The 18,840-nt window shown below is 46.4% G+C and carries 17 protein-coding genes and 1 pseudogene; 5 read left to right on the top strand and 13 right to left on the bottom strand.

Going from position 1 to position 18,840, the window contains the following annotated elements; genetic code table 11:
* Window positions 1–10: 10 nt before the first annotated feature.
* Complete coding sequence (gene uvsE / locus WA325_RS08115; RefSeq protein WP_336183434.1) at window positions 11–973, top strand: UV DNA damage repair endonuclease UvsE; 963 nt, start codon at window positions 11–13, stop codon at window positions 971–973.
* 80 nt (window positions 974–1,053) lie between these two features.
* Window positions 1,054–1,326 (top strand): hypothetical protein, encoded by a 273-nt coding sequence (locus WA325_RS08120; protein ID WP_336183435.1) that lies wholly within the window; start codon window positions 1,054–1,056, stop codon window positions 1,324–1,326.
* A gap of 41 nt (window positions 1,327–1,367) precedes the next feature.
* On the opposite strand, the gene WA325_RS08125 is transcribed toward WA325_RS08120, so the two are convergent.
* From WA325_RS08125 to WA325_RS08165, 9 genes are all read right to left on the bottom strand, one after another.
* Window positions 1,368–1,892, bottom strand: coding sequence for a dihydrofolate reductase family protein (locus WA325_RS08125; RefSeq protein ID WP_105990803.1), 525 nt, complete (start codon window positions 1,890–1,892; stop codon window positions 1,368–1,370).
* A gap of 9 nt (window positions 1,893–1,901) precedes the next feature.
* On the bottom strand, window positions 1,902–3,629 hold the full coding sequence (locus WA325_RS08130) for an ABC transporter ATP-binding protein (protein ID WP_336183436.1): 1,728 nt from the start codon (window positions 3,627–3,629) through the stop codon (window positions 1,902–1,904).
* An 88-nt stretch (window positions 3,630–3,717) separates the two neighbouring features.
* Window positions 3,718–5,220 (bottom strand): cardiolipin synthase, encoded by a 1,503-nt coding sequence (cls, locus tag WA325_RS08135; RefSeq protein WP_336183438.1) that lies wholly within the window; start codon window positions 5,218–5,220, stop codon window positions 3,718–3,720.
* Window positions 5,221–5,324: 104 nt separating this feature from the next.
* Window positions 5,325–5,954, bottom strand: coding sequence for a YitT family protein (locus WA325_RS08140; protein WP_305934303.1), 630 nt, complete (start codon window positions 5,952–5,954; stop codon window positions 5,325–5,327).
* Window positions 5,955–6,119: 165 nt separating this feature from the next.
* Window positions 6,120–6,812: a respiratory nitrate reductase subunit gamma gene (gene narI, locus WA325_RS08145; RefSeq protein WP_101859809.1), complete on the bottom strand. Its 693-nt coding sequence runs from the start codon at window positions 6,810–6,812 to the stop codon at window positions 6,120–6,122.
* Entirely contained in the window at window positions 6,809–7,363 is a 555-nt protein-coding gene (gene narJ, locus WA325_RS08150; protein WP_095712798.1) for a nitrate reductase molybdenum cofactor assembly chaperone, read from the bottom strand. Before narJ ends, narI begins: the two co-directional genes overlap by 4 nt.
* A 25-nt stretch (window positions 7,364–7,388) precedes the next feature.
* Window positions 7,389–8,852, bottom strand: a complete 1,464-nt coding sequence (gene narH, locus WA325_RS08155; RefSeq protein WP_127696383.1) for a nitrate reductase subunit beta — start codon at window positions 8,850–8,852, stop codon at window positions 7,389–7,391.
* Entirely contained in the window at window positions 8,842–12,528 is a 3,687-nt protein-coding gene (locus WA325_RS08160) for a nitrate reductase subunit alpha (protein WP_336183439.1), read from the bottom strand. Before WA325_RS08160 ends, narH begins: the two co-directional genes overlap by 11 nt.
* A 155-nt stretch (window positions 12,529–12,683) precedes the next feature.
* The gene (locus WA325_RS08165) at window positions 12,684–13,160 is read right to left on the bottom strand and encodes a Crp/Fnr family transcriptional regulator (RefSeq protein WP_024123206.1); all 477 of its coding nucleotides are present in this window, start codon (window positions 13,158–13,160) and stop codon (window positions 12,684–12,686) included.
* 142 nt (window positions 13,161–13,302) lie between these two features.
* On the opposite strand from WA325_RS08165, the gene WA325_RS08170 reads away from it, so the two are divergent.
* Window positions 13,303–14,022, top strand: coding sequence for a YwiC-like family protein (locus WA325_RS08170; protein WP_336183440.1), 720 nt, complete (start codon window positions 13,303–13,305; stop codon window positions 14,020–14,022).
* 32 nt (window positions 14,023–14,054) lie between these two features.
* Here WA325_RS08170 and WA325_RS08175 read toward each other — a convergent pair whose 3' ends face one another.
* The 4 genes from WA325_RS08175 to WA325_RS08190 form a co-directional block, all read right to left on the bottom strand.
* Window positions 14,055–14,771 (bottom strand): Crp/Fnr family transcriptional regulator, encoded by a 717-nt coding sequence (locus tag WA325_RS08175; RefSeq protein WP_101864901.1) that lies wholly within the window; start codon window positions 14,769–14,771, stop codon window positions 14,055–14,057.
* A gap of 110 nt (window positions 14,772–14,881) precedes the next feature.
* Window positions 14,882–16,069 (bottom strand): nitrate/nitrite transporter, encoded by a 1,188-nt coding sequence (locus WA325_RS08180; protein WP_326324426.1) that lies wholly within the window; start codon window positions 16,067–16,069, stop codon window positions 14,882–14,884.
* Window positions 16,070–16,202: 133 nt separating this feature from the next.
* Window positions 16,203–17,873, bottom strand: coding sequence for an arginine--tRNA ligase (gene argS / locus WA325_RS08185; protein WP_105954402.1), 1,671 nt, complete (start codon window positions 17,871–17,873; stop codon window positions 16,203–16,205).
* Window positions 17,870–18,298 carry a DUF1934 domain-containing protein gene (locus tag WA325_RS08190; RefSeq protein WP_105954403.1) on the bottom strand — a complete coding sequence of 143 codons (429 nt, stop codon included), beginning with the start codon at window positions 18,296–18,298 and terminating at the stop codon, window positions 17,870–17,872. The genes argS and WA325_RS08190 overlap by 4 nt, the downstream gene beginning before the upstream one ends.
* A gap of 310 nt (window positions 18,299–18,608) precedes the next feature.
* Between WA325_RS08190 and sboA the strand changes: the two genes are divergently transcribed.
* A complete protein-coding gene (sboA, locus tag WA325_RS08195; protein WP_003222002.1) occupies window positions 18,609–18,740 on the top strand; it encodes a subtilosin A in 132 nt (43 codons plus the stop codon).
* A pseudogene (locus tag WA325_RS21440) lies at window positions 18,697–18,837 on the top strand (bacteriocin-like protein SboX). Before sboA ends, WA325_RS21440 begins: the two are co-directional and overlap by 44 nt.
* Window positions 18,838–18,840: the final 3 nt, after the last annotated feature.

Genomic DNA, 18,840 nt, shown 5'->3' on the forward strand with positions numbered 1-18,840 from the left:
GAGAGTTCCTATGATTTTCAGATTCGGGTTCGTCTCAAATGCGATGAGCCTTTGGGATGCGTCTCCCGCCAAAACACTGACATTCGCCCGTTATTCAAAGCTGCCCGAGGATGAGAGAAAAGAAGCCCTTTTGGCTGTGACGAAAGCCAACTTGCGCAATACCATGAGAACCCTTCACTATATCATCGGCCACGATATTCCAATGTACCGTTTTTCCAGCTCAATTGTGCCGCTGGCTACTCATCCTGACGTGATGTGGGACTTTGTGACGCCGTTTCGCAAGGAGTTCCGTGAGATTGGAGAGCTCGTGAAAAAATACAATCTGCGTACAAGCTTTCATCCTAACCAGTTTACCCTGTTTACGAGCCCTAAAGAATCCATTACAGCAAATGCAGTAACCGATATGGCTTATCACTACCGCATGCTTGAAGCGATGGGGATTGCAGACCGCTCAGTTATCAACATCCATATCGGCGGCGCTTACGGAAACAAAGAAAACGCTCTGAAACAATTTCATCAAAACATGAAAATGCTTCCGAAAGAGATCAAACAGCGAATGACGCTGGAAAATGACGATAAAACGTACACCACGGAAGAGACGCTTCAGGTCTGTGAACAAGAGAATGTTCCGTTTGTCTTTGATTTTCATCATTTTTACGCAAATTCGGATGATCATGCGGACCTGAATAAAGCACTGCCCCGGATGATCAACACATGGCAGCGGATCGGATTGCAGCCGAAGGTCCATCTTTCCTCTCCAAAATCGGAGCAAGCGGTGCGCAGCCATGCGGAATATGTAGACGCCAACTTTTTACTGCCGCTTTTGGAGCGCTTCAGACAATGGGGAACCAATATTGATTTTATGATCGAGGCGAAACAGAAGGACAAGGCGCTTCTCCGGCTGATGGATGAATTGAGCTCAATCCGCGGCGTGAAACGGATTGGCGGCGGCACTCTGCAATGGAAATCATAAGTGTGCAAAAACAGGTTTACAGTTTGTACACATTGGGAACATACGCTATATAAGACAAGAATCAATGGAGGAGAAAGAACATGAAAAACATCAAGTCTCTAAAAGTAGCCGCACTGGCATTTACTTTAAGAAATTTGATTCACCTATATAAAATGTGCCATTCCGGAAGCCACGAGGTTTATATTTACTCAAAGAAAACGATGTGCAAAATCAAAAGCTTAATCGAGCTGGAAACGTTCCGTATGGCTCATAATGAAAAAGAATATCTGATTGTGGTGGAAGGAACAAAAGCGTCTCAGCTGGTTGAAAAGTTTCAGAATATGATTGAGCCCGCTGAGAGAGAAGCGCTCTAACTTACATAAAAAAGGATAGACAGTGATGTCTATCCTTTTTCTTATGCTCGTTTATAATGCAGCTGCACCGCCTGTCCAAATCGTTTCATATCGGTTAAACACAGCTTTGTTTCGGTATTTTGTTCATGAAACAGCGGAATGCCGCTCCCTAATACAACCGGGATGACAGTGATGATGTATTCGTCGATGGCGTCCTCTTTCATAAAGGTATTCACCAGCTCTGCCCCGCCCGCGATCCAGATGTTTACGCCTTTTTGCTGTTTTAAGCGGCCGGTGAACGCTTTGATGTCTTCATCGATAAACGTCACGTGTTTATCATGATAGCTGTCGGGCGTTCCCGTAAACACGTAGCATGTTTTATCCTGGTACGGAAAATCAGGTGTGAGAATTTTGATGTGTTCGTATGTGCTCCGCCCTAATATGACGGTATCAACAGTCTGATAAAATTCACTGTACCCGTTATCACCCTCGCCTTCAAATTCATCCAGCCAGTCGACGCTCCCATCCTCTCTCGCGATCATCCCGTCTAACGAAACAGCTATGTACAGCACATTTTTTCTATCCATACTCTCCTCCTATTGCTGCACCATCTCTCCGAACTGTGCATGATGCAGTCTGCTGTAAATACCGCCGGCTTCGATCAGTTCCTGATGCCGCCCTTGTTCCTCGATACCGTTTTTTGTCACGACGACAATTCTGTCCGCGTGTTTGATCGTCGCCAGTCTGTGGGCGATCACCAGCGTCGTGCGCCCCTCCGACAATTCTTGAAGCGCCTTTTGGATCGCCGCTTCTGTTTCTGTATCAAGGGCAGAAGTTGCCTCGTCCAGAATCAGGATAGATGGATTTTTCAAGAACATCCTCGCAATTGAAAGGCGCTGCTTTTGCCCGCCGGAAAGTTTTACGCCGCGTTCTCCGATGACAGTGTCCAATCCATCCGGCATGTGACTGACGAGTTCTTCCAAGTGAGCCTGCTTCACAGCCTGCCAGATTTCCTCTTCTGATGCGTCCAAACGGCCATATGCAATATTCTCTCTCAGTGTGCCCGAGAATAAGAAAACGTCCTGCTGCACAACGCCAATCTGCCCGCGCAAGGAAGACAGCGTCATGTCTTTAGTGCTGATGCCGTCAATGGTAATGTCGCCTTCTGACGCTTCATAAAAGCGCGGAAGCAGACTGCAAAGTGTTGATTTCCCCGCTCCGGACGGACCGACAAACGCTACCGTTTCCCCCGCCCGAATGGTCAGGTTAATGTCATGAAGGACATGTTGATTCTCATCATAGCCAAACGAAACATGCTGATAGCGGATATCGCCTTTCAGCCCGGAAACGTCTCTCGCCTCAGGGGAATCCTGAATATCCGGCTCTGTCTCCATCAGTTCCATGTAGCTTTTAAAGCCGGCAATTCCCCGCGGATACATTTCAATAATGGCGTTAATTTTGTCAATCGGCCGAAACAGGACATTCGTTAATAGCACAAACGCCACAAATTCTCCGTATGACAAGGAGCCTCGGATGACAAACCACGTACCGCACAAGAGGACAAACAGCGTGACAAACCGTGTCAGCATATAGCTGATGGAGCCGTTTTTCGCCATGATTTTATATGATGACAGCTTAGTGATGCGGAATCGCTGATTGTTGACAGCGAAGCGCTCTTTTTCAAACGATTCATTGCCGAACGCCTGAACGAGCCGGATGCCGCCGATATTATTTTCTACCCGCGCACTGAAGTCTCCGATATCCTTGTTCAGCGTCGTAAACGCTTTGGTCATTTTTTTGTTGAAGTAAAGCGCAAGCCAAATGACAATCGGCATGATAATAAACGTCAGCAATGCCAGCTGCCAGTTAATAAACAGCATAACCCCGAACGCCCCGAGAATCGTCATAATGGCGATGAACAAATCTTCTGGACCGTGATGGGCGACTTCGCCTATGTACATTAAGTCGTTCGTCAGCTTCGACATTAACGTTCCCGTCTTGTTGTTGTCGTAAAATTTGAAGGACAGCTTTTGCAGATGGTCAAATAGCGACTTTCTCATATCGGTTTCAATATTGATTCCGAGCATATGCCCCCAATACGTAACGACATATTGAAGAGCCGAGCTGAGCGCGTAAACCGCGAACAATCCGATTGAGGTCGCGATGATCAGGCCCCAGTCTCTCCCCGGAAGCAAGGTATCAATAAAATAATTGACGATCAAAGGAAAACTCAGCTCCATTAAGCCTCCTGCAATCGCCGAGAAAAAGTCGAGAAAGAACAATGTTTTATATGGTTTATAATACGCAAAAAATTGCCGCAGCACCTTATCTTCCCCCAATGCACTAATAACTGATAAGATTTCTCAATTATACTATACACTGGCTGTTTTGAAAGACAGTATTTCTTTTTTCTTACAGAACACTTGAAAAGAGACGGGCAACTGATTCCTTTGTCCGGTCGGCCATTCCTCTTTTATAAAAGCCGACAGGGCTAAGCTTCTCACTTTCCAGCATATCCTCTTCGAAATGGTCTTCCAGGGTGCGGATCGCTTCGGCATCCGTGAAGAAAACGTTCACTTCAAAATTGAGCTGAAAGCTGCGCATATCCATGTTTGCGGTTCCGACCGAGGCGAGATCGCCGTCAATGATTATCACTTTTTGATGCATGAAGCCTTTTTGATAGGAATACACCTCAATCCCTTCTAGAAGCAGCTCAGGGAAATACGATCTCGACGCGTATTGCGTTAAAAAGCTGTCATTCGTCTCCGGCACCATAATCCGCACCTGAACCCCTTTTGTCGCCGCGGCTTTCAAAGCCGTACGGATGGATTCATTCGGGACAAAATAAGGCGTGGCGATCCACACAGATTTCTGCGCTGCAGAAATCATTTCATAGTAGAGGTCACTCATGCTTTCCTTCATGTCAGGCCCTGTCGCGACAATTTGATAAATGCCTCCTCCCTCCACGGGGACTGGCGTATTGTATTCTTTTTGATCAATTAACACTTCATTAGAGACATATTCCCAATCCAGCATAAAGATGGCGTGAAGCGTTTGCACAATTTCTCCTTCCAACCGCAGATGAGTGTCTCTCCAAAAACCGATAATCGGGTCTCGACTGATATATTCCTTCCCAACATTCAATCCGCCGACAAAGCCGATTTTTCCGTCTATGATCACGATTTTACGGTGATTTCGAAAATTCAATTTCTGATTGAAGAACCCGTATTTCAGCGGAGAAAAAGGAACGATGTCCACGCCCGCTTTCTTCATTTTCATAATATCTCTTCCTGCCAATTTGATGCTGCCCGCAGCGTCATATAAAAACCGCACCTCGACACCCTGACGCGCCTTTTCCATCATAATCTCCATCATGCCGCGGCCAAGCATGTCCGATTTGAACATGTAGTATTCGATATGCAGATAAGATTCCGCTTTCCACATTGCTTTGAAAATATCAGGAAAGGTTTGTTCCCCGTTTTTCAAAACCTTCACCTTGCTTTTCGTGTTGATATTCATATGTGAAGCCCTGATGGAATAGGTAAAAAACCTTTCCTGATTGTCCTTCAATCCGGTCACTTCAGGCGTTTCCTCCATGTCAAACTGCTTTCGAAGCTTCTCCCTGTTGTACATTCGTTTTGTTTTAAACAGCTTTCCTTTTACATACAGCTGTCCGGAAAACAGATAAAACATGTAGCCCGCGATCGGAAAAAAGACTAGAATATGTATCCATAACAGCGTGTGCTGTGACGTTCGATTTTCAAGGATTAACGAATAAATGCTGAACAAAATAATGCCGGCATAGCAAAGCAATCCTCCGTAAAACTCAAGTCTGGAAACCGGAAAAACCCATATGATGTATGCCCCGATGAGCATGATATATAAAAAGAAAAACTCCAGTCTCCTTTTCAGCATTTGTCCCCTCTCCATTCCGATCCGATTACCTTCGTATTTCCTCTTATTTCTAACCTTTAAACCTTTCTATGAAAAAAGCCTCTCCGCGCACGGGGCGGAAAGGCTTACGAGGAGGCTTCCTGTGATTGGCCGGAAGTAAAGTTCTTGAGCAAATCTGGCTTCAGCGAGTAGCTGCTTTTGATTTTATGTTTAAAGAAGCCGACAGCCAATCCCGTGATGGCAATGGACAGGATGGAGCAGAGGCCTTTTTGCAAACCGACGGAAAAAATCCCGGCCAGCACAACGGCTAAATCGAAGGCGAAATTAACCGTCCCCGGATTCCACCCGTATCGCTTTTGCATAAATAAAGCGAGAATATTGGCGCCGCCAAGGGATGCCTGATGATAAAACATGAGCGACAGGCCGAACCCGATCAATGCTCCGCCGCAAATCGCGCCGGCAAACGGGGAAAAAGAGACGGGCGGAAGCCAGTGATCAGCGCTTGTAAAAAGGGTCAGTGCTGTTACTGCAAATATGGTGGATAAAGTGAAGCTGGCACCCATTCTGATAAAAGAAAAGACATAAAACGGGATATTAATCAGAAAGAAGATAATAGCAAACGAGGAATGAAACACGTACGTCAGGCTTAGAGAAAGGCCGGCTGTGCCGCCGGTTAATACATGAGAATGTCTGAGAGTCAGAACCCCGGCGCTAGTGATGAGGCAGGCCGTTAAAATGAGGAACATCCGTTTCATTCTTCACTCTCCTTTTTCGAACATATTGTTATTTCCAAATACAAAAATATCAGTATTCCTTGCCGCCATGCAATTGTCTTGTAAGAAAATATCTTAGGTTTTTATTTTTTCCTATAATGTAAAGAGAAGATGAGAAATCCCCCTTTTTGGCAAAGGGGGATGGTTTTACGGATGCTGTATGTGTCGTTTCGAACGCTTGCGATATACGACATAGCTGCGGGTCAGGTATTTGAGCGGCAGGCTGAACACGTGAACCAATCTCGTAAATGGCCACATGATAAAAATGACGTATCCCATGAGAATATGAAGCTTAAACCATAGCGGAACACTCTCCATTAAAGAAGCGTCCGGCCTCAACAAAAAGATCTGCCTGAACCACGGCCCGACTGTTGTCCGGTAATCGAATCCTTTCGAATCAACGTTGAGAAATGTGGCTGCAACCCCCGAGACCATCACAAACAGCAGCAAAAACAGCGTGAGAAAATCGGAGGGCGAGCTGGTTTTGCGGATTCTTTTATCAAACAGCCTTCTGTATGTCAGGATGAAAAGTCCAATTACTGCAGCAATTCCCGCCGGCAAGCCGACGCCAATCGCCATTTTGTGATACACGTGTTCTGTGATGCCGATTGCACGATATACACCTTCGGGGATGAGAATGCCCATAACGTGTCCGCCGATAACAAACAGCATCCCCCAATGAAAGAGCGTGCTGCCCGCCGCAAGCTTTTTCTTTTCTAACAGTTCGCTTGATTTGGCGGTCCAGCCAAACTGGTCGTGCTGATAGCGGTAAATATGCCCGCCGATAAATATCGTCAATACCATATACGGCATGATGACCCACAGGATCTGCCCGCTCATGTCCGAACAGCTCCTTCGCTGCTTTCACACAAGCCGATTTCCTCAAGTGCGGTAAGCAGTGCATCCAGCAATACGGCATATAAACTTTGGTTTTGATCTAAACGGGATGTCAGCTCCCGCAAATTAGACAGATACTTCTCAAATATGCTCTTGGCTTCCTTCATCTCCGCAATGGCGGCGAATTCCAGCATAAGCGGCAGGTAATCGGGAAGCTCTTTGTCTGTCGGGAGGAAGCCGGATTGCTCATAAGTATTCTTTAACTGCAGCAATTCAATGCCACGTTCCCTTTGCTCACCTGAGTTAAAGTAGGTGACATACATATTCGTTTTTTTCCCGAAGTCAAACGTGTATACATAATGTTCAATCAGGGCCTGCGGGGAAAAGCATGCTGATGACTTTACAAAGTGAAGCAGTTTCTCCCGGATATGCTGATTTTCGATTTCATTGATCAGATCTTCCCATTCGGGATGTTCCGCTCTCCACTCTTCATCCGGATACGAAAGAAGATAAGAAAGAGCCGAGAATGTGATTTGTCGGTCTGTGGTGTTCATCGTGTTACACCTCATTTTTCTTTGGTTATATACAAGAGCCGGGACCGCCTGAAAATGATAAGCCGCAGCTCCCTTGTTCAGCGTATAAATCAGAAATGTCTTCACGGTGACTGCTCGGAATCACAAATCGGTCATCGTATTTGGCGATCGCAAGCAGCCGATACATGTCTTCAATTTGCTGTTCTGTTAAGCCGACACTGGAGATCAGTGCCGGGTCGATGGATTTATTCGTCTGGACCGCTCTCATATACTGGCGCATGACAGACATTTTCTTTAATGTCGACCGAATATGATCTGTATCACCGGCCGTTAATAGCTGCGCCAAATAGTCAATCGGAATCCTCATTTGGTCGATAGCCGGAAAAATGTCTTCCGCTGTTTGCCGGCTTCCCTCTCCTTCAAAGAGATTCATGATCGGACTCAAAGGAGGAATGTACCAAACCATCGGCAATGTCCGATACTCCGGATGAAGCGGCAGGGCAATTTTCCAGTCGATAATCATCTTATAAATGGGCGATTGCTGTGCAGCCTCTATCCATTCTGTCGGGATGCCCTGTTCTTTTGCTTGTTTAGCAACCTCGGGATCATTCGGATCAAGAAACACTTCTAATTGAGAATGATAGAGATCCTTTTCATTTTCTGCAGATGCCGCTTCCTCCACCTTATCCGCGTCATACAGCATGACGCCCAAATAACGGATTCTCCCCACACATGTCTCTGAACAGATGGTCGGCAGTCCCGCCTCCAAACGCGGAAAGCAAAGTGTGCATTTTTCCGCTTTGTTCGTTTGCCAGTTAAAATAGACTTTTTTATAAGGACAGGATGAAACACAGTATCTCCATGAACGGCAGGCATTTTGATCCACGAGCACAATGCCGTCTTCCTCGCGTTTATACATGGCGCCAGACGGGCAGGACGAGACACAGGCCGGGTTGATGCAGTGCTCGCAGATGCGCGGAAGATACATCATAAAGACTTCATCGAATTCTGTTTTGATAGACTCCTCCATCTTTTGAACGTTCGGATCTTCAAGTCCCGTAATATGTCCGCCCGCCAGATCATCCTCCCAGTTCGGCCCCCATTCAATATTCATAAAATCTCCTGTCAGCGACGATTTTGGCCGCGCTACGGGCTGATGTTTTTTCTGCGGACTGTTAGTCAGCGTTTCATAATCATAGTTCCAAGGCTCGTAGTAATCATCAATGGTTGGCTGATTCGGATTATAGAAAAGATTTGCAAGACGGTTGGTTTTCGGGCCTGATTTCAGCTCGAGCTTTCCTTTTTTTAAGGTCCAGCCGCCTTTATATTTGTCCTGATCCTCCCATTGCTTCGGATAGCCGATACCTGGCTTTGTTTCTACATTATTGAAATACATATATTCGGCACCGGAACGGTTTGTCCATGTGTTTTTGCAGGTCACGCTGCACGTGTGGCAGCCGATGCATTTATCTAAGTTCATGACCATTCCGATTTGCGCTTTAATCTTCAAGCCAATCGACCTCCTTCAGCTTGCGGATGACCACATTCAGATCGCGCTGATTCCCCGTAGGGCCATAGTAGTTAAAGCCGTAGCTGAGCTGAGCATAGCCGCCGATCATCTGTGTCGGCTTGACGTGAATCCTTGTCGGACTGTTATGGGTGCCTCCGCGGTTATTGGTCAGTTTTGTGCCGGGCACGTTGATGTGGCGGTCTTGGGCATGGTGCATAAACGCCATTCCTTTTGGTATCCGGTGAGACAGAACCGCTCTGGCTACGACAACACCGTTTCGGTTAAAGCATTCAATCCAATCGTTGTCTTTGATATCCGCATCTGCTGCATCATCTTTATTCATCCATACTGTCGGCCCGCCGCGAAATAGCGTAAGCATCGGCAGAGAATCAAAATACATGCTGTGCACGGACCATTTATTATGCGGCGTTAAATAATTGAGAACGATTTCTTTGCCCTCTTGATCAGGCCGTTTGCTTAAGAAAGGGTGATGCTGGAGGATCGGTTTAAAGGTCGCCATCGTTTCCCCGAACTCCATCATCAGCTCATGATCGACATAGTAAGACTGTCTGCCCGTCAGCGTCCGCCAAGGGATTAATTTTTCCACATTTGTCGTAAACGGCGAATACCTGCGCCCGCCTTTTTCCGAGCCTGTAAATGCCGGAGATGTGATCACCGTTTTGGGCTGAGCCGTGATTTGTTCGAACGTAAAGCATTCTTCCTCCCGCTCTTCAGCCAGATCTTTCAGCTTCAGATTGGTGATGTCTTCAAGCGATTCCCATGCTTTTACGGCAACTTTTCCATTCGACGTGGACGAAAGGGTTAAAACGGCTTCTGCCGCCTGCTTGGCCTCGCTTATATTCGGACATCCCTTTGCGACACTGTCTGAGGTGACTTCTCCCAGCCTTTTTTTGAGTGATTCGTATTCATCGGCAATCGACCAGCTCATTCCTTTTGTTCCGCTTGGTTTTAAGGCGGCGTTTGGGCCGAGCGCGGTCATTTTATGAAAGATTTGCTTGTAGTCCCTTTCAACGACTTGAATGTTCGGCATCGTTTTCCCCGGGACGGCTTCGCATTCGCCTTTGCTCCAGTCCTTAATTTTTCCGAGAGGCTGCGCCATTTCCTGCATCGTGTCATGGAGGAGCGGTGCGGCGACAGCTTCTTTTACCGGCTTCATATCAACTTCGTCCGCGAGATCGGAGACGGCTTTTGATAAAGCCTTGAAAATATCCCAGTCTGACTTCGATTCCCAAGGAGCCGAAATAGCCGGGGCAAAGGGGTGGATAAACGGATGCATATCAGTGCTGCTGAGATCGTGTTTTTCATACCATGTCGCCGCCGGAAGCACGATATCGGAATACAGCGCGGTACCGGCCATTCGGAAATCGAGATTGATTAACAAATCGAGCTTTCCTTCCGGTGCCTGCTCGCGCCACTTGATTTCTTCAGGACGGATGCTGTCGCTGTCGTCATTCATCAAGCCGTTCGTCGTTCCCAAGAGATGCTTGAGAAAATATTCATGCCCTTTTCCCGAACTGGAGATCAGATTCGCCCTCCACACGAACAGGTTTCTCGGAAAATTCGCTTCATTGTCAGGATCTTCAATGGCAAATTTCAGTTTTTTCTCTTGAAGCTGGCGGGCCACATAGTCAGCAACATCTTTTGTTGTCTCCGCCCCCGCTTTTTCAGCTTCTTTGTACAGGTCAATTCCGTTTTTATCAAATGTCGGATAAGACGGAAGCCACCCGAGTCTTGCCGCCAGCACATTGTAGTCGGCGTGATGCTTGTAGCGGGAGGATGCCGCGATCGGAGATGCTAAGTCACTGACCGGCTGATCCTCGTAGCGCCACTGGTCAGTCGCAAAATAGAAAAAGGAAGTGCCGTTTTGCAGCTTTGGCGCCCCCTCCCAATCCTTAGCGTTGGCGATTGTCTGCCAGCCTTCAGCAGGGCGGAGTTTTTCCTGTCCCACATAATGAGCCCAGCCTCCGCCATTAACACCTTGGGCGCCTACTAATAACACAAGATTTAACACAGCGCGGTATATCGTATCGGAATTGAACCAGTGATTAATGCCCGCTCCTACAATAATCATCGAACGGCCCTCTGTATCGATCGCATTTTGGGCAAACTCTCTGGCAATGTTAATGACCATCTCTTTTTTGATCCCTGTCACCTGCTCCTGCCAGGCTGGCGTAAACGGCTCAGGGTCGTCATACGAGCAGGCTGATTTTTCCCCGATCCCCCGATTCACGCCGTAGTTAGCCAAAATCAAGTCAAATACGGTTGTGACATACACATCTTCATTGTCCAGAGCCAGTTTTTTTATAGGCAGATCTCGCTCTAGCACTCTGTTTTCCTCATTTGAGAAATTAGGGATTCGAACCGTGCCGATTTCGTCCTCTATGCCGAGCACCGAAAGCCGGGGTTCAATCGATTCGCCTGTTTCTTCATCTATCATGTGCAGGTTCCATTTCTTTTGGCCGTCCCAGCGGGAGCCCATTGTTCCTTGCGGGATCGCGAATGCGCTTGTACGTTCATTCCATACCGCAGGCTTCCACTGATCATGCCCCGTCTGCCGCCCGATGTCCTTTGCATGAAGAAAACGCCCGGCCGTATACATGCCATCCTCTTTAGTTAGAGTGACATAGAACGGGAAATCCGTATATTGCTTTGCATACTCTATGAAACGCTCTGTCTTCTGATTAACGTAAAACTCCTGCAGGATCACATGACCCATCGCCATCGCAAGCGCGCCATCTGTTCCTTGGCGGATGCTCAGCCAGTCATCTGCAAATTTAGAGGATTCCGCGAAATCCGGGCTGATTGAGATGACCTTAGCGCCTTTATAGCGGGCTTCTGCCAAAAAATGCGCATCCGGCGTCCTCGTTAACGGCACATTGGAGCCCCATGTGATGATATAGCCTGAGTTGTACCAATCACTGCTTTCCGGGACGTCTGTCTGGTCACCCCAGATTTGCGGGGATGCCGGGGGAAGATCCGCATACCAATCATAGAAACTGAGCATAGGGCCGCCAATCAAAGACATAAACCGCGAGCCTGACGCATGACTGATCATGGACATAGCCGGAATCGGAGAAAACCCGATATTCCGGTCAGGGCCGTATGTTATAACCGTATACAGCAGAGAAGCAGAAATCAGCTTCAGCACCTCCGGCCATTCAGCGCGCACAAAGCCGCCCTTTCCCCGCGCCTGTTTATAGGACTTCGCTTTATCCGGATTTTCAACGATCGATTTCCATGCTTCCAAAGGGTTTTGATGAGCCTGCAATGCTTCCCGCCACAAATTGATCAGGACACCGCGCACGTATGGGTATTTCACACGGAGCGGGCTGTAGATATACCATGAAAAACTGGCCCCTCGCGGACAGCCTCTCGGTTCGAAATCAGGCATATCCGGTCCGGTTGATGGGTAATTCAAGTTTTGCCCTTCCCACGTGACGATGCCGTTTTTCACGTATATATTCCAGCTGCAGGACCCTGTGCAGTTGACACCGTGGGTGGAGCGGACGACCTTATCGTACTGCCATCTGTTTCTGTATACATTCTCCCAATCACGATCTTCATAGGTTGTTTGGCTATGTTTATTTGATTGATGCTCAATAGGAGAGAAATAGTTTAATCTCCTAAACAACGGACTCATTTTCTTTTTTTTCATGAATATTTCACTCCTTCCGAGTCAGGTATTCTAAATTCACTATATACAGAGGCAGGATGTTTCCTTGTGAACTATGTCACACACTCCCCTTTTTTCACAGAAAGTTCACATGAGGAAGAAGGAATGGAAATACCGAACAAAAAACCCGGTTCCTTTTAGGAATCGGGCTCAGCGTTTTCGTCCTGAGATCTATGCATGTATCGCAAAAACAGCTCATAAGAGAAAAAGACATTTTGCTGGAGCATCACCAGAAAATTCATCTGCAGCTGCGGATAATAGGACATGATTTTCTTTAATATGTAAAAAGGGATATTGAGCATAAGAATGTCTTCGGATGTTCGGACTGAAATGAATGGAGATAAGAACATCCCGCCTTTTTGATCAATGGGAAACACATCGCCTTTTTCCCACAGCGCCACGGTTTGCGACCCTTCAGGCAGCCTGCTGTCAATAAAACGAATACTGCCTTTTAATACAATATAAATGGATTGAGAATGGAGAAAAGATGGATCCTGATCACATGAACCGCGGATAAACGTCCCGTTATTCAGCAATGTTTCGACAATGGATAGAGGCACTTCATTAAACATAGGAAGTTGTTTCAAAAAAAATAAATAGTCACACTGATTCATAGGGAAGCCTCCTGTGCTAAGGATAGCTTTAGTGTAGCCCGGCCGATCCATGACAGCAGTGATATATTTCACAGATGATATGATGAATGTCACTTATTGGCGTATTTTTGCTTTTATAATGAAACAAGAAAGGAGTGTTTCGATGAAGGCGCTTATTCCGAAGCAGCACGGCGCTTGGGCCATGCTGCTGATTCCGTTTTGCCTCGGTATGGTGAAGGGAGGAGCGGTTCTTTGGCATATCCCCCTATTTTTGGGCTGGCTTTTTCTTTATTTGGCTGTTTATCCTGTTACGCTGGCATTAAAAAAGAAACAAATCAAACCCTATCAAAAGTGGATAATTTCTTACAGTTTTCCAGCCTGCAGCTTTTTGCTTGCCGCCGTCATCCATAAGCCGTCTTTTATCTGGCTTGCCTTTTCTTTGCTGCCGCTGTTTCTCATTCATGTGTATTATGCCCGGCAAAAAAATGAACGAGCGCTGCTGAATGATTTTGCGGGCGTCTTATTCTTTTGTACAGGCGGACTCGCCAGCTGCTGGCTGGGGACGGAGACTCTTGACGGCTGGGCATGGTTTATTTTCGCACAATCTGCTTTGTTTTTTATCGGAAGTTCATTTTATGTGAAGTCGGTGATCCGGGAGAAGAATAATAGAGTATTTGCTTACTGGTCGTGGGGCTATCACCTGATCCTCCCCTTACTTTCCGCAGCTCTCGGAGGTGGATGGGCCGTTCTCGCCTTTATCCCCAGCAGTTTGCGTGCATGGTTTTTTCATGGAAAGAAGTGGCCTGTTCAAACGATCGGCACTCTTGAAATCGTCAATGCGTGCTTCTTTTTCGCCATCATGTGTATTTGGCTGACAAGATAAAAACAAGGACATATTGCTGTCCTTGTTTCCTCTTAATCAATATTACAAATCTCTAACGGGCAATTTTCGCACTCAATCTCACACCGTAAATAGTCCCGCTGATGCAGTACTATCTTTCCGGAATCCTCTATTGAAATAACCCCTTGTTTGCGGAGATCCCCCAGCATGCGGTTGACGCTCTCTCTTGCAGCTGCGCAAAATTTTGCCAAATCCTGGTTTGTCAGGGCAATGTTAATGAGAATGCCGTCACTCCGGTTCACCCCATAGCTGTTTGACAAGCGGATAAGGGTGGAGTAGAGCGCCCCTTTTTTGCCATGAAGAAGAAGGTCTCTGATTTTGGATTGAATTTTGCGCAAATGGGTGCTCATCCATTTCATAAATTCAAATGTCAAAGCACCGTTGTGGATAAGTTCCTTTTCAAGTCTGCTCTTATTGATGACGAGCACTTCGCCATCCTCCAGCACTTTTGCACTGAGCATATATCTCGGTTCTTCTGTGAAAAGTGTTAATTCACCGACAATATCATTTTTTTGGCAGATTCTAAGCGTCAGGTCTTTGCCGTCAGCCGTCAGCTTCCCGATTTCAATGAGTCCTGACTGAATCAGATAAAGCTCTTCTGCATCCATTCCTTCTCGAAACAGGTATGTGTGTTTTTCGATTTTTCTTTTTGTGCTGATGGATTCCAGCAATTGATGAAGATCACTGGAAATAAGATCCTTATCAGATGTTCGAACAGAGAGAAAGTTCATGAGCTCACCTCGAAGAAAAGTCACGTTGTGTATCTATTGTAACGTGAAATCATTTGCGCTTTTCAGAAAAAACTTACAATCTCGTGAATTCCCCAATCGCCGGCAGCCCGTCAGTTTACGCTGTGCCGGCTTCTCTCTGTGTGTGTTTTCATTCTTTCCTGCCAATACATCCATATGACAATGACAAAGCTTGCTAACGCGACTTCCGAAAGCGCCATAAATCCGATGGCGTATTGTCCCGTCGCCTGAAATACACTCGCCAGGATCAGCGGAGGGAAAAAGCCGCCTAATCCGCCCATGGCAGACACAACTCCGTTGGCGATTCCCGCCTGCTTAGAAAAATAGAAAGGAACCAGTTTAAAAACCGTCCCGTTTCCAATCCCGGAGCACACCGCAACCGTTAACGCCCCAAAGGCGTAAATGCCGATCGTCGGCGAAAACGACAGGATGACGCCCGATAATGTCAAGCCGGCAAAGACAAACATCAGGATGCGGAGCGGACTCACTTTATCAGCCAGCCACCCGCCCGCCGGCCTGAGCAGCGTGGATACAGCAATAAAACCTGCCGTCCGCAGCCCGGCATCCGCAGGACTCAGATCAAACTGCTCAACAAGAAAGTTTGGCAGATAGATTGTAAAAGCGACAAAGGCGCCAAACGTAATAAAATAAAAGAGACTCAGAAACCACAGCACATGATTTCGGTAAACGGCTTTGATTTGAGTCTTTACGGACACCTTCACTTTCTTCTCATGCCGGTCACCGAAGAAAAAGTGCAGCAAAGCAAATAAAGCCAGCAGAACCATATACATTTGCACCGTACTTTTCCACCCCGCCGCTTGAGCAATCACGGGAGCTGCAAATGTAGTGATCGCGGTTCCGATATTCCCGGCACCGTAAATACCGTTTACAACGCCATGTTTTTCTTTAGGATAGTACTTCGGAAGAGATGTAACCCCAATGGAAAAAACGGCTCCCCCAATCCCTAAGAAAAAACCGCCCGCGATTAAATCAAACAGGGAATCTGCAATACTGATCCAAAATACAGGGAATAAAAGCAATATAAAGCTAATCATAAAAATGATCCGCGCGCCAAACCTGTTGGTCAAATACCCCAGCGGAATGCGGAGAAGCGATCCTAATATAACGGGTATGGCCGTTACCAGGGAGATTTCGCCTTTGCTCAAATGAATATCTAATGTGATTTGGGAAATAAGTGACGAAATCAGCACCCAAACCATAAACCCTGCCACCAAGCTTAATGACTGCAGCGATAATTGAAAGTGTTGACGGTTAATCATTCGGCTTGCCCCTTTCACTGATTCAATAATCAGCCTTATCATACAAAAACTCGGCGAAGAAGATTGTGAACTATATCACACGATTTTTTAACAAAAAAGGACAAAGCCCTCAGGCTTTGTCCTTTCAGCTTGATTACATTTTTTCAGGAGCCGATACGCCGATCAATTGAAGCGCGTTGTTCAGCGTGATTTGCGTTGCTTTCATTAAAGCTAAGCGCGCACGGCTTTTCTCTTCGTTTTCAGGATCGATGACTTTCTCCGCATTGTAGAAGCTGTGCAGAGCTGAAGCCAAGTCATAAATATAATTCGTCACACGGTGCGGAATTCGTTTTTCCGCCGCTTCCGCCACTGCCTCCGGGAAACCGCCGATTGTTTTCAGCAGATCATATTCTTTTTCTGATTGAATAGGGCTGAAATCAAGATCTGCCGCCGGCTTAAGTCCTTGCTCTTCCCCTTGGCGAAGCATGCTGCAAATGCGGGCATGTGCGTATTGCGCATAATACACAGGGTTTTCGTTAGATGTTGATACAGCAAGATCCAAGTCAAAATCCATATGCGTATCAGCGCTGCGCATCGCGAAGAAATAACGCACGGCATCAAGGCCGACTTCGTCAATCAGGTCGCGCATCGTTACCGCTTTCCCCGTTCGTTTGCTCATTTTCATTTTCTCGCCGTTTTTGTAAAGGTGCACGAGCTGAATGATTTCTACTTCCAACGTTCCTTTTTCATAGCCAAGCGCTTCGATTGCCGCTTTCATACGCGGGATGTAGCCGTGGTGGTCGGCGCCCCATACGTTGACCAGCTTATCAAAGCCGCGGTCAAGCTTGTCCTTATGGTACGCGATATCAGGAAGCAGGTATGTGTATGTGCCGTCCTTTTTGATCAGTACGCGGTCTTTGTCATCTCCGAACGTTGTGGAACGGAACCAAGTCGCACCGTCTTCCTCATAGACATGGCCTTTCTCACGCAGCGCGTCCAGCGCCTTATCGATTTTTCCGTTTTGGTACAGTGATGTTTCAGAATACCACACGTCAAACGGCACGCGGAAGTTTTCCAAGTCTACGCGAAGCTTCTCCAGCTCGTATTTCAAACCGTACTCACGGAAAAATGCGAGGCGTTCGCTTTCTTCTTCGTTGACGAAACGGTCGCCATATTCCTCAGCGAGACGCTTTCCGATTGAAATGATATCCTCACCGCGGTAGCCGTCCTCCGGCATCGGTTTTTCCAGTCCAAGCGCTTCAAAGTAACGGACTTCTACAGAAAGCGCCAGGTTGTTAATCTGGTTTCCAGCATCGTTAATGTAGTATTCGCGGCTCACATCGTAACCCGCTTTTGCAAGCACATTGCACAAGGAATCGCCGACAGCCGCACCGCGCGCGTGGCCTAAGTGAAGGTCCCCCGTCGGATTTGCAGATACAAATTCCACTTGAACGCGTTCGCCGTTTCCGATGTTTGTTTCTCCATACGCGTCTCCCGCTTCCAATACAGACGGGATCAGCTTCGTTAAATATTGATTGTTCATATAGAAATTGATAAAACCAGGACCGGCGATATCAAGCTTTTCAATAGAAGCCTTTCCTTTATCAAAAGTAGCGACAATTTCCTCAGCGATTTGGCGCGGCGCTTTTTTAGCGATTCTCGCGAGCTGCATCGCCATATTTGTTGAATAATCGCCGTGTGTTTTATCCTTCGGTGTTTCTAAAATGACATTTGGAATCTGGCTTTCATCAGCCAGCCCCGCTTTCAGAACGGCTGCTTTGATTTCTTCTTTCAGCACGTCCTTCATCTGTTCCGCAATGTTCATGCGTGAGTTCCTCCCTCATACGTGATCGTCATATTATGTAAATGCTGCTGCTCGTCTCCGACATGCATATCATATGCGATACTGATACGGCCTTGTTCTTCGCCGAGATCAGATTGAATCGATTTTGTGCTCGTTTTCAGCTCAAGCTCACCAAATGACATTTTATATTTGGCGATTGTGGAAGCTCCAGTTACGAAACGCTGGTTCATTTTGACAGCGCCTGATCTCATGACAAGCACTTCGCCTTCGCTTACTTTTACAATCGTTTTCACTTTGCCTAAGTCGTGTTCTTCATAATAAGATAGATACACTTTATTCTGTTTCACATAGTAAAATCCGGCGGTGCGGAATTCGATCACTTCTTCGTTTCCGTCATCCTCGATCACAGATTTCACATGGATTGTTATCGGTGTCTCTTGCTTCATTCTGACACGTCCTTTTCATCTTTCCACTTTGACTTGAATAGTATAATCATTCGGTTTGTAAACTTCAACTGCTTCTATCTTACCATCATTGCTCATCAGATTTGAAGATAAACCTCAGAAAAAGCAATTCCTTTATAGAAGAGAAAATCATACCACTGATTACCTTTAGGAAATATTACATTTTTCCGAATTCTACCGTTTGTAATTCACATTTTCTTCAAAATATATGTATTGAAATGGTAATTTGATAGTTTTAATATAAAAGTACATCAAAGATCTGCTAGAAAAACAAAAAAGGGAGGATTCAATTATGAAAAAAGCTGTCATTGTAGAAAACAAAGGTTGCGCGACATGTTCAATCGGAGCCGCTTGTTTAGTGGACGGACCTATCCCTGATTTTGAAATTGCCGGTGCAACAGGTCTATTCGGTCTCTGGGGATAAGGTTCTCCGGAAAAGGGCATAGTAAATTACTATGCCCTTTTTAACTAAAATACAAATTTTAACTAAAATCTACATCTTGGTTATACATACACAGTGATTT

Origin of the sequence: Bacillus sp. 205(2023), assembly GCF_037027485.1 — a bacterium.
GTDB classification, from domain to species: Bacteria; Bacillota; Bacilli; order Bacillales; family Bacillaceae; genus Bacillus; species Bacillus halotolerans.

Bases quoted from the DNA above. Each gene is read 5' to 3' on its own strand.
- uvsE (WP_336183434.1), top strand. From the start codon at position 11: ATGATTTTCAGATTCGGGTTCGTCTCAAATGCGATGAGCCTTTGGGAT.
- WA325_RS08120 (WP_336183435.1), top strand. From the start codon at position 1,054: ATGAAAAACATCAAGTCTCTAAAAGTAGCCGCACTGGCATTTACTTTA.
- WA325_RS08125 (WP_105990803.1), bottom strand. From the start codon at position 1,892: ATGGATAGAAAAAATGTGCTGTACATAGCTGTTTCGTTAGACGGGATG.
- cls (WP_336183438.1), bottom strand. From the start codon at position 5,220: ATGCTGAAAAGGAGACTGGAGTTTTTCTTTTTATATATCATGCTCATC.
- WA325_RS08140 (WP_305934303.1), bottom strand. From the start codon at position 5,954: ATGAAACGGATGTTCCTCATTTTAACGGCCTGCCTCATCACTAGCGCC.
- narI (WP_101859809.1), bottom strand. From the start codon at position 6,812: ATGAGCGGGCAGATCCTGTGGGTCATCATGCCGTATATGGTATTGACG.
- narJ (WP_095712798.1), bottom strand. From the start codon at position 7,363: ATGAACACCACAGACCGACAAATCACATTCTCGGCTCTTTCTTATCTT.
- WA325_RS08160 (WP_336183439.1), bottom strand. From the start codon at position 12,528: ATGAAAAAAAAGAAAATGAGTCCGTTGTTTAGGAGATTAAACTATTTC.
- WA325_RS08165 (WP_024123206.1), bottom strand. From the start codon at position 13,160: ATGAATCAGTGTGACTATTTATTTTTTTTGAAACAACTTCCTATGTTT.
- WA325_RS08170 (WP_336183440.1), top strand. From the start codon at position 13,303: ATGAAGGCGCTTATTCCGAAGCAGCACGGCGCTTGGGCCATGCTGCTG.
- WA325_RS08175 (WP_101864901.1), bottom strand. From the start codon at position 14,771: ATGAACTTTCTCTCTGTTCGAACATCTGATAAGGATCTTATTTCCAGT.
- WA325_RS08180 (WP_326324426.1), bottom strand. From the start codon at position 16,069: ATGATTAACCGTCAACACTTTCAATTATCGCTGCAGTCATTAAGCTTG.
- argS (WP_105954402.1), bottom strand. From the start codon at position 17,873: ATGAACATTGCGGAACAGATGAAGGACGTGCTGAAAGAAGAAATCAAA.
- WA325_RS08190 (WP_105954403.1), bottom strand. From the start codon at position 18,298: ATGAAGCAAGAGACACCGATAACAATCCATGTGAAATCTGTGATCGAG.
- sboA (WP_003222002.1), top strand. From the start codon at position 18,609: ATGAAAAAAGCTGTCATTGTAGAAAACAAAGGTTGCGCGACATGTTCA.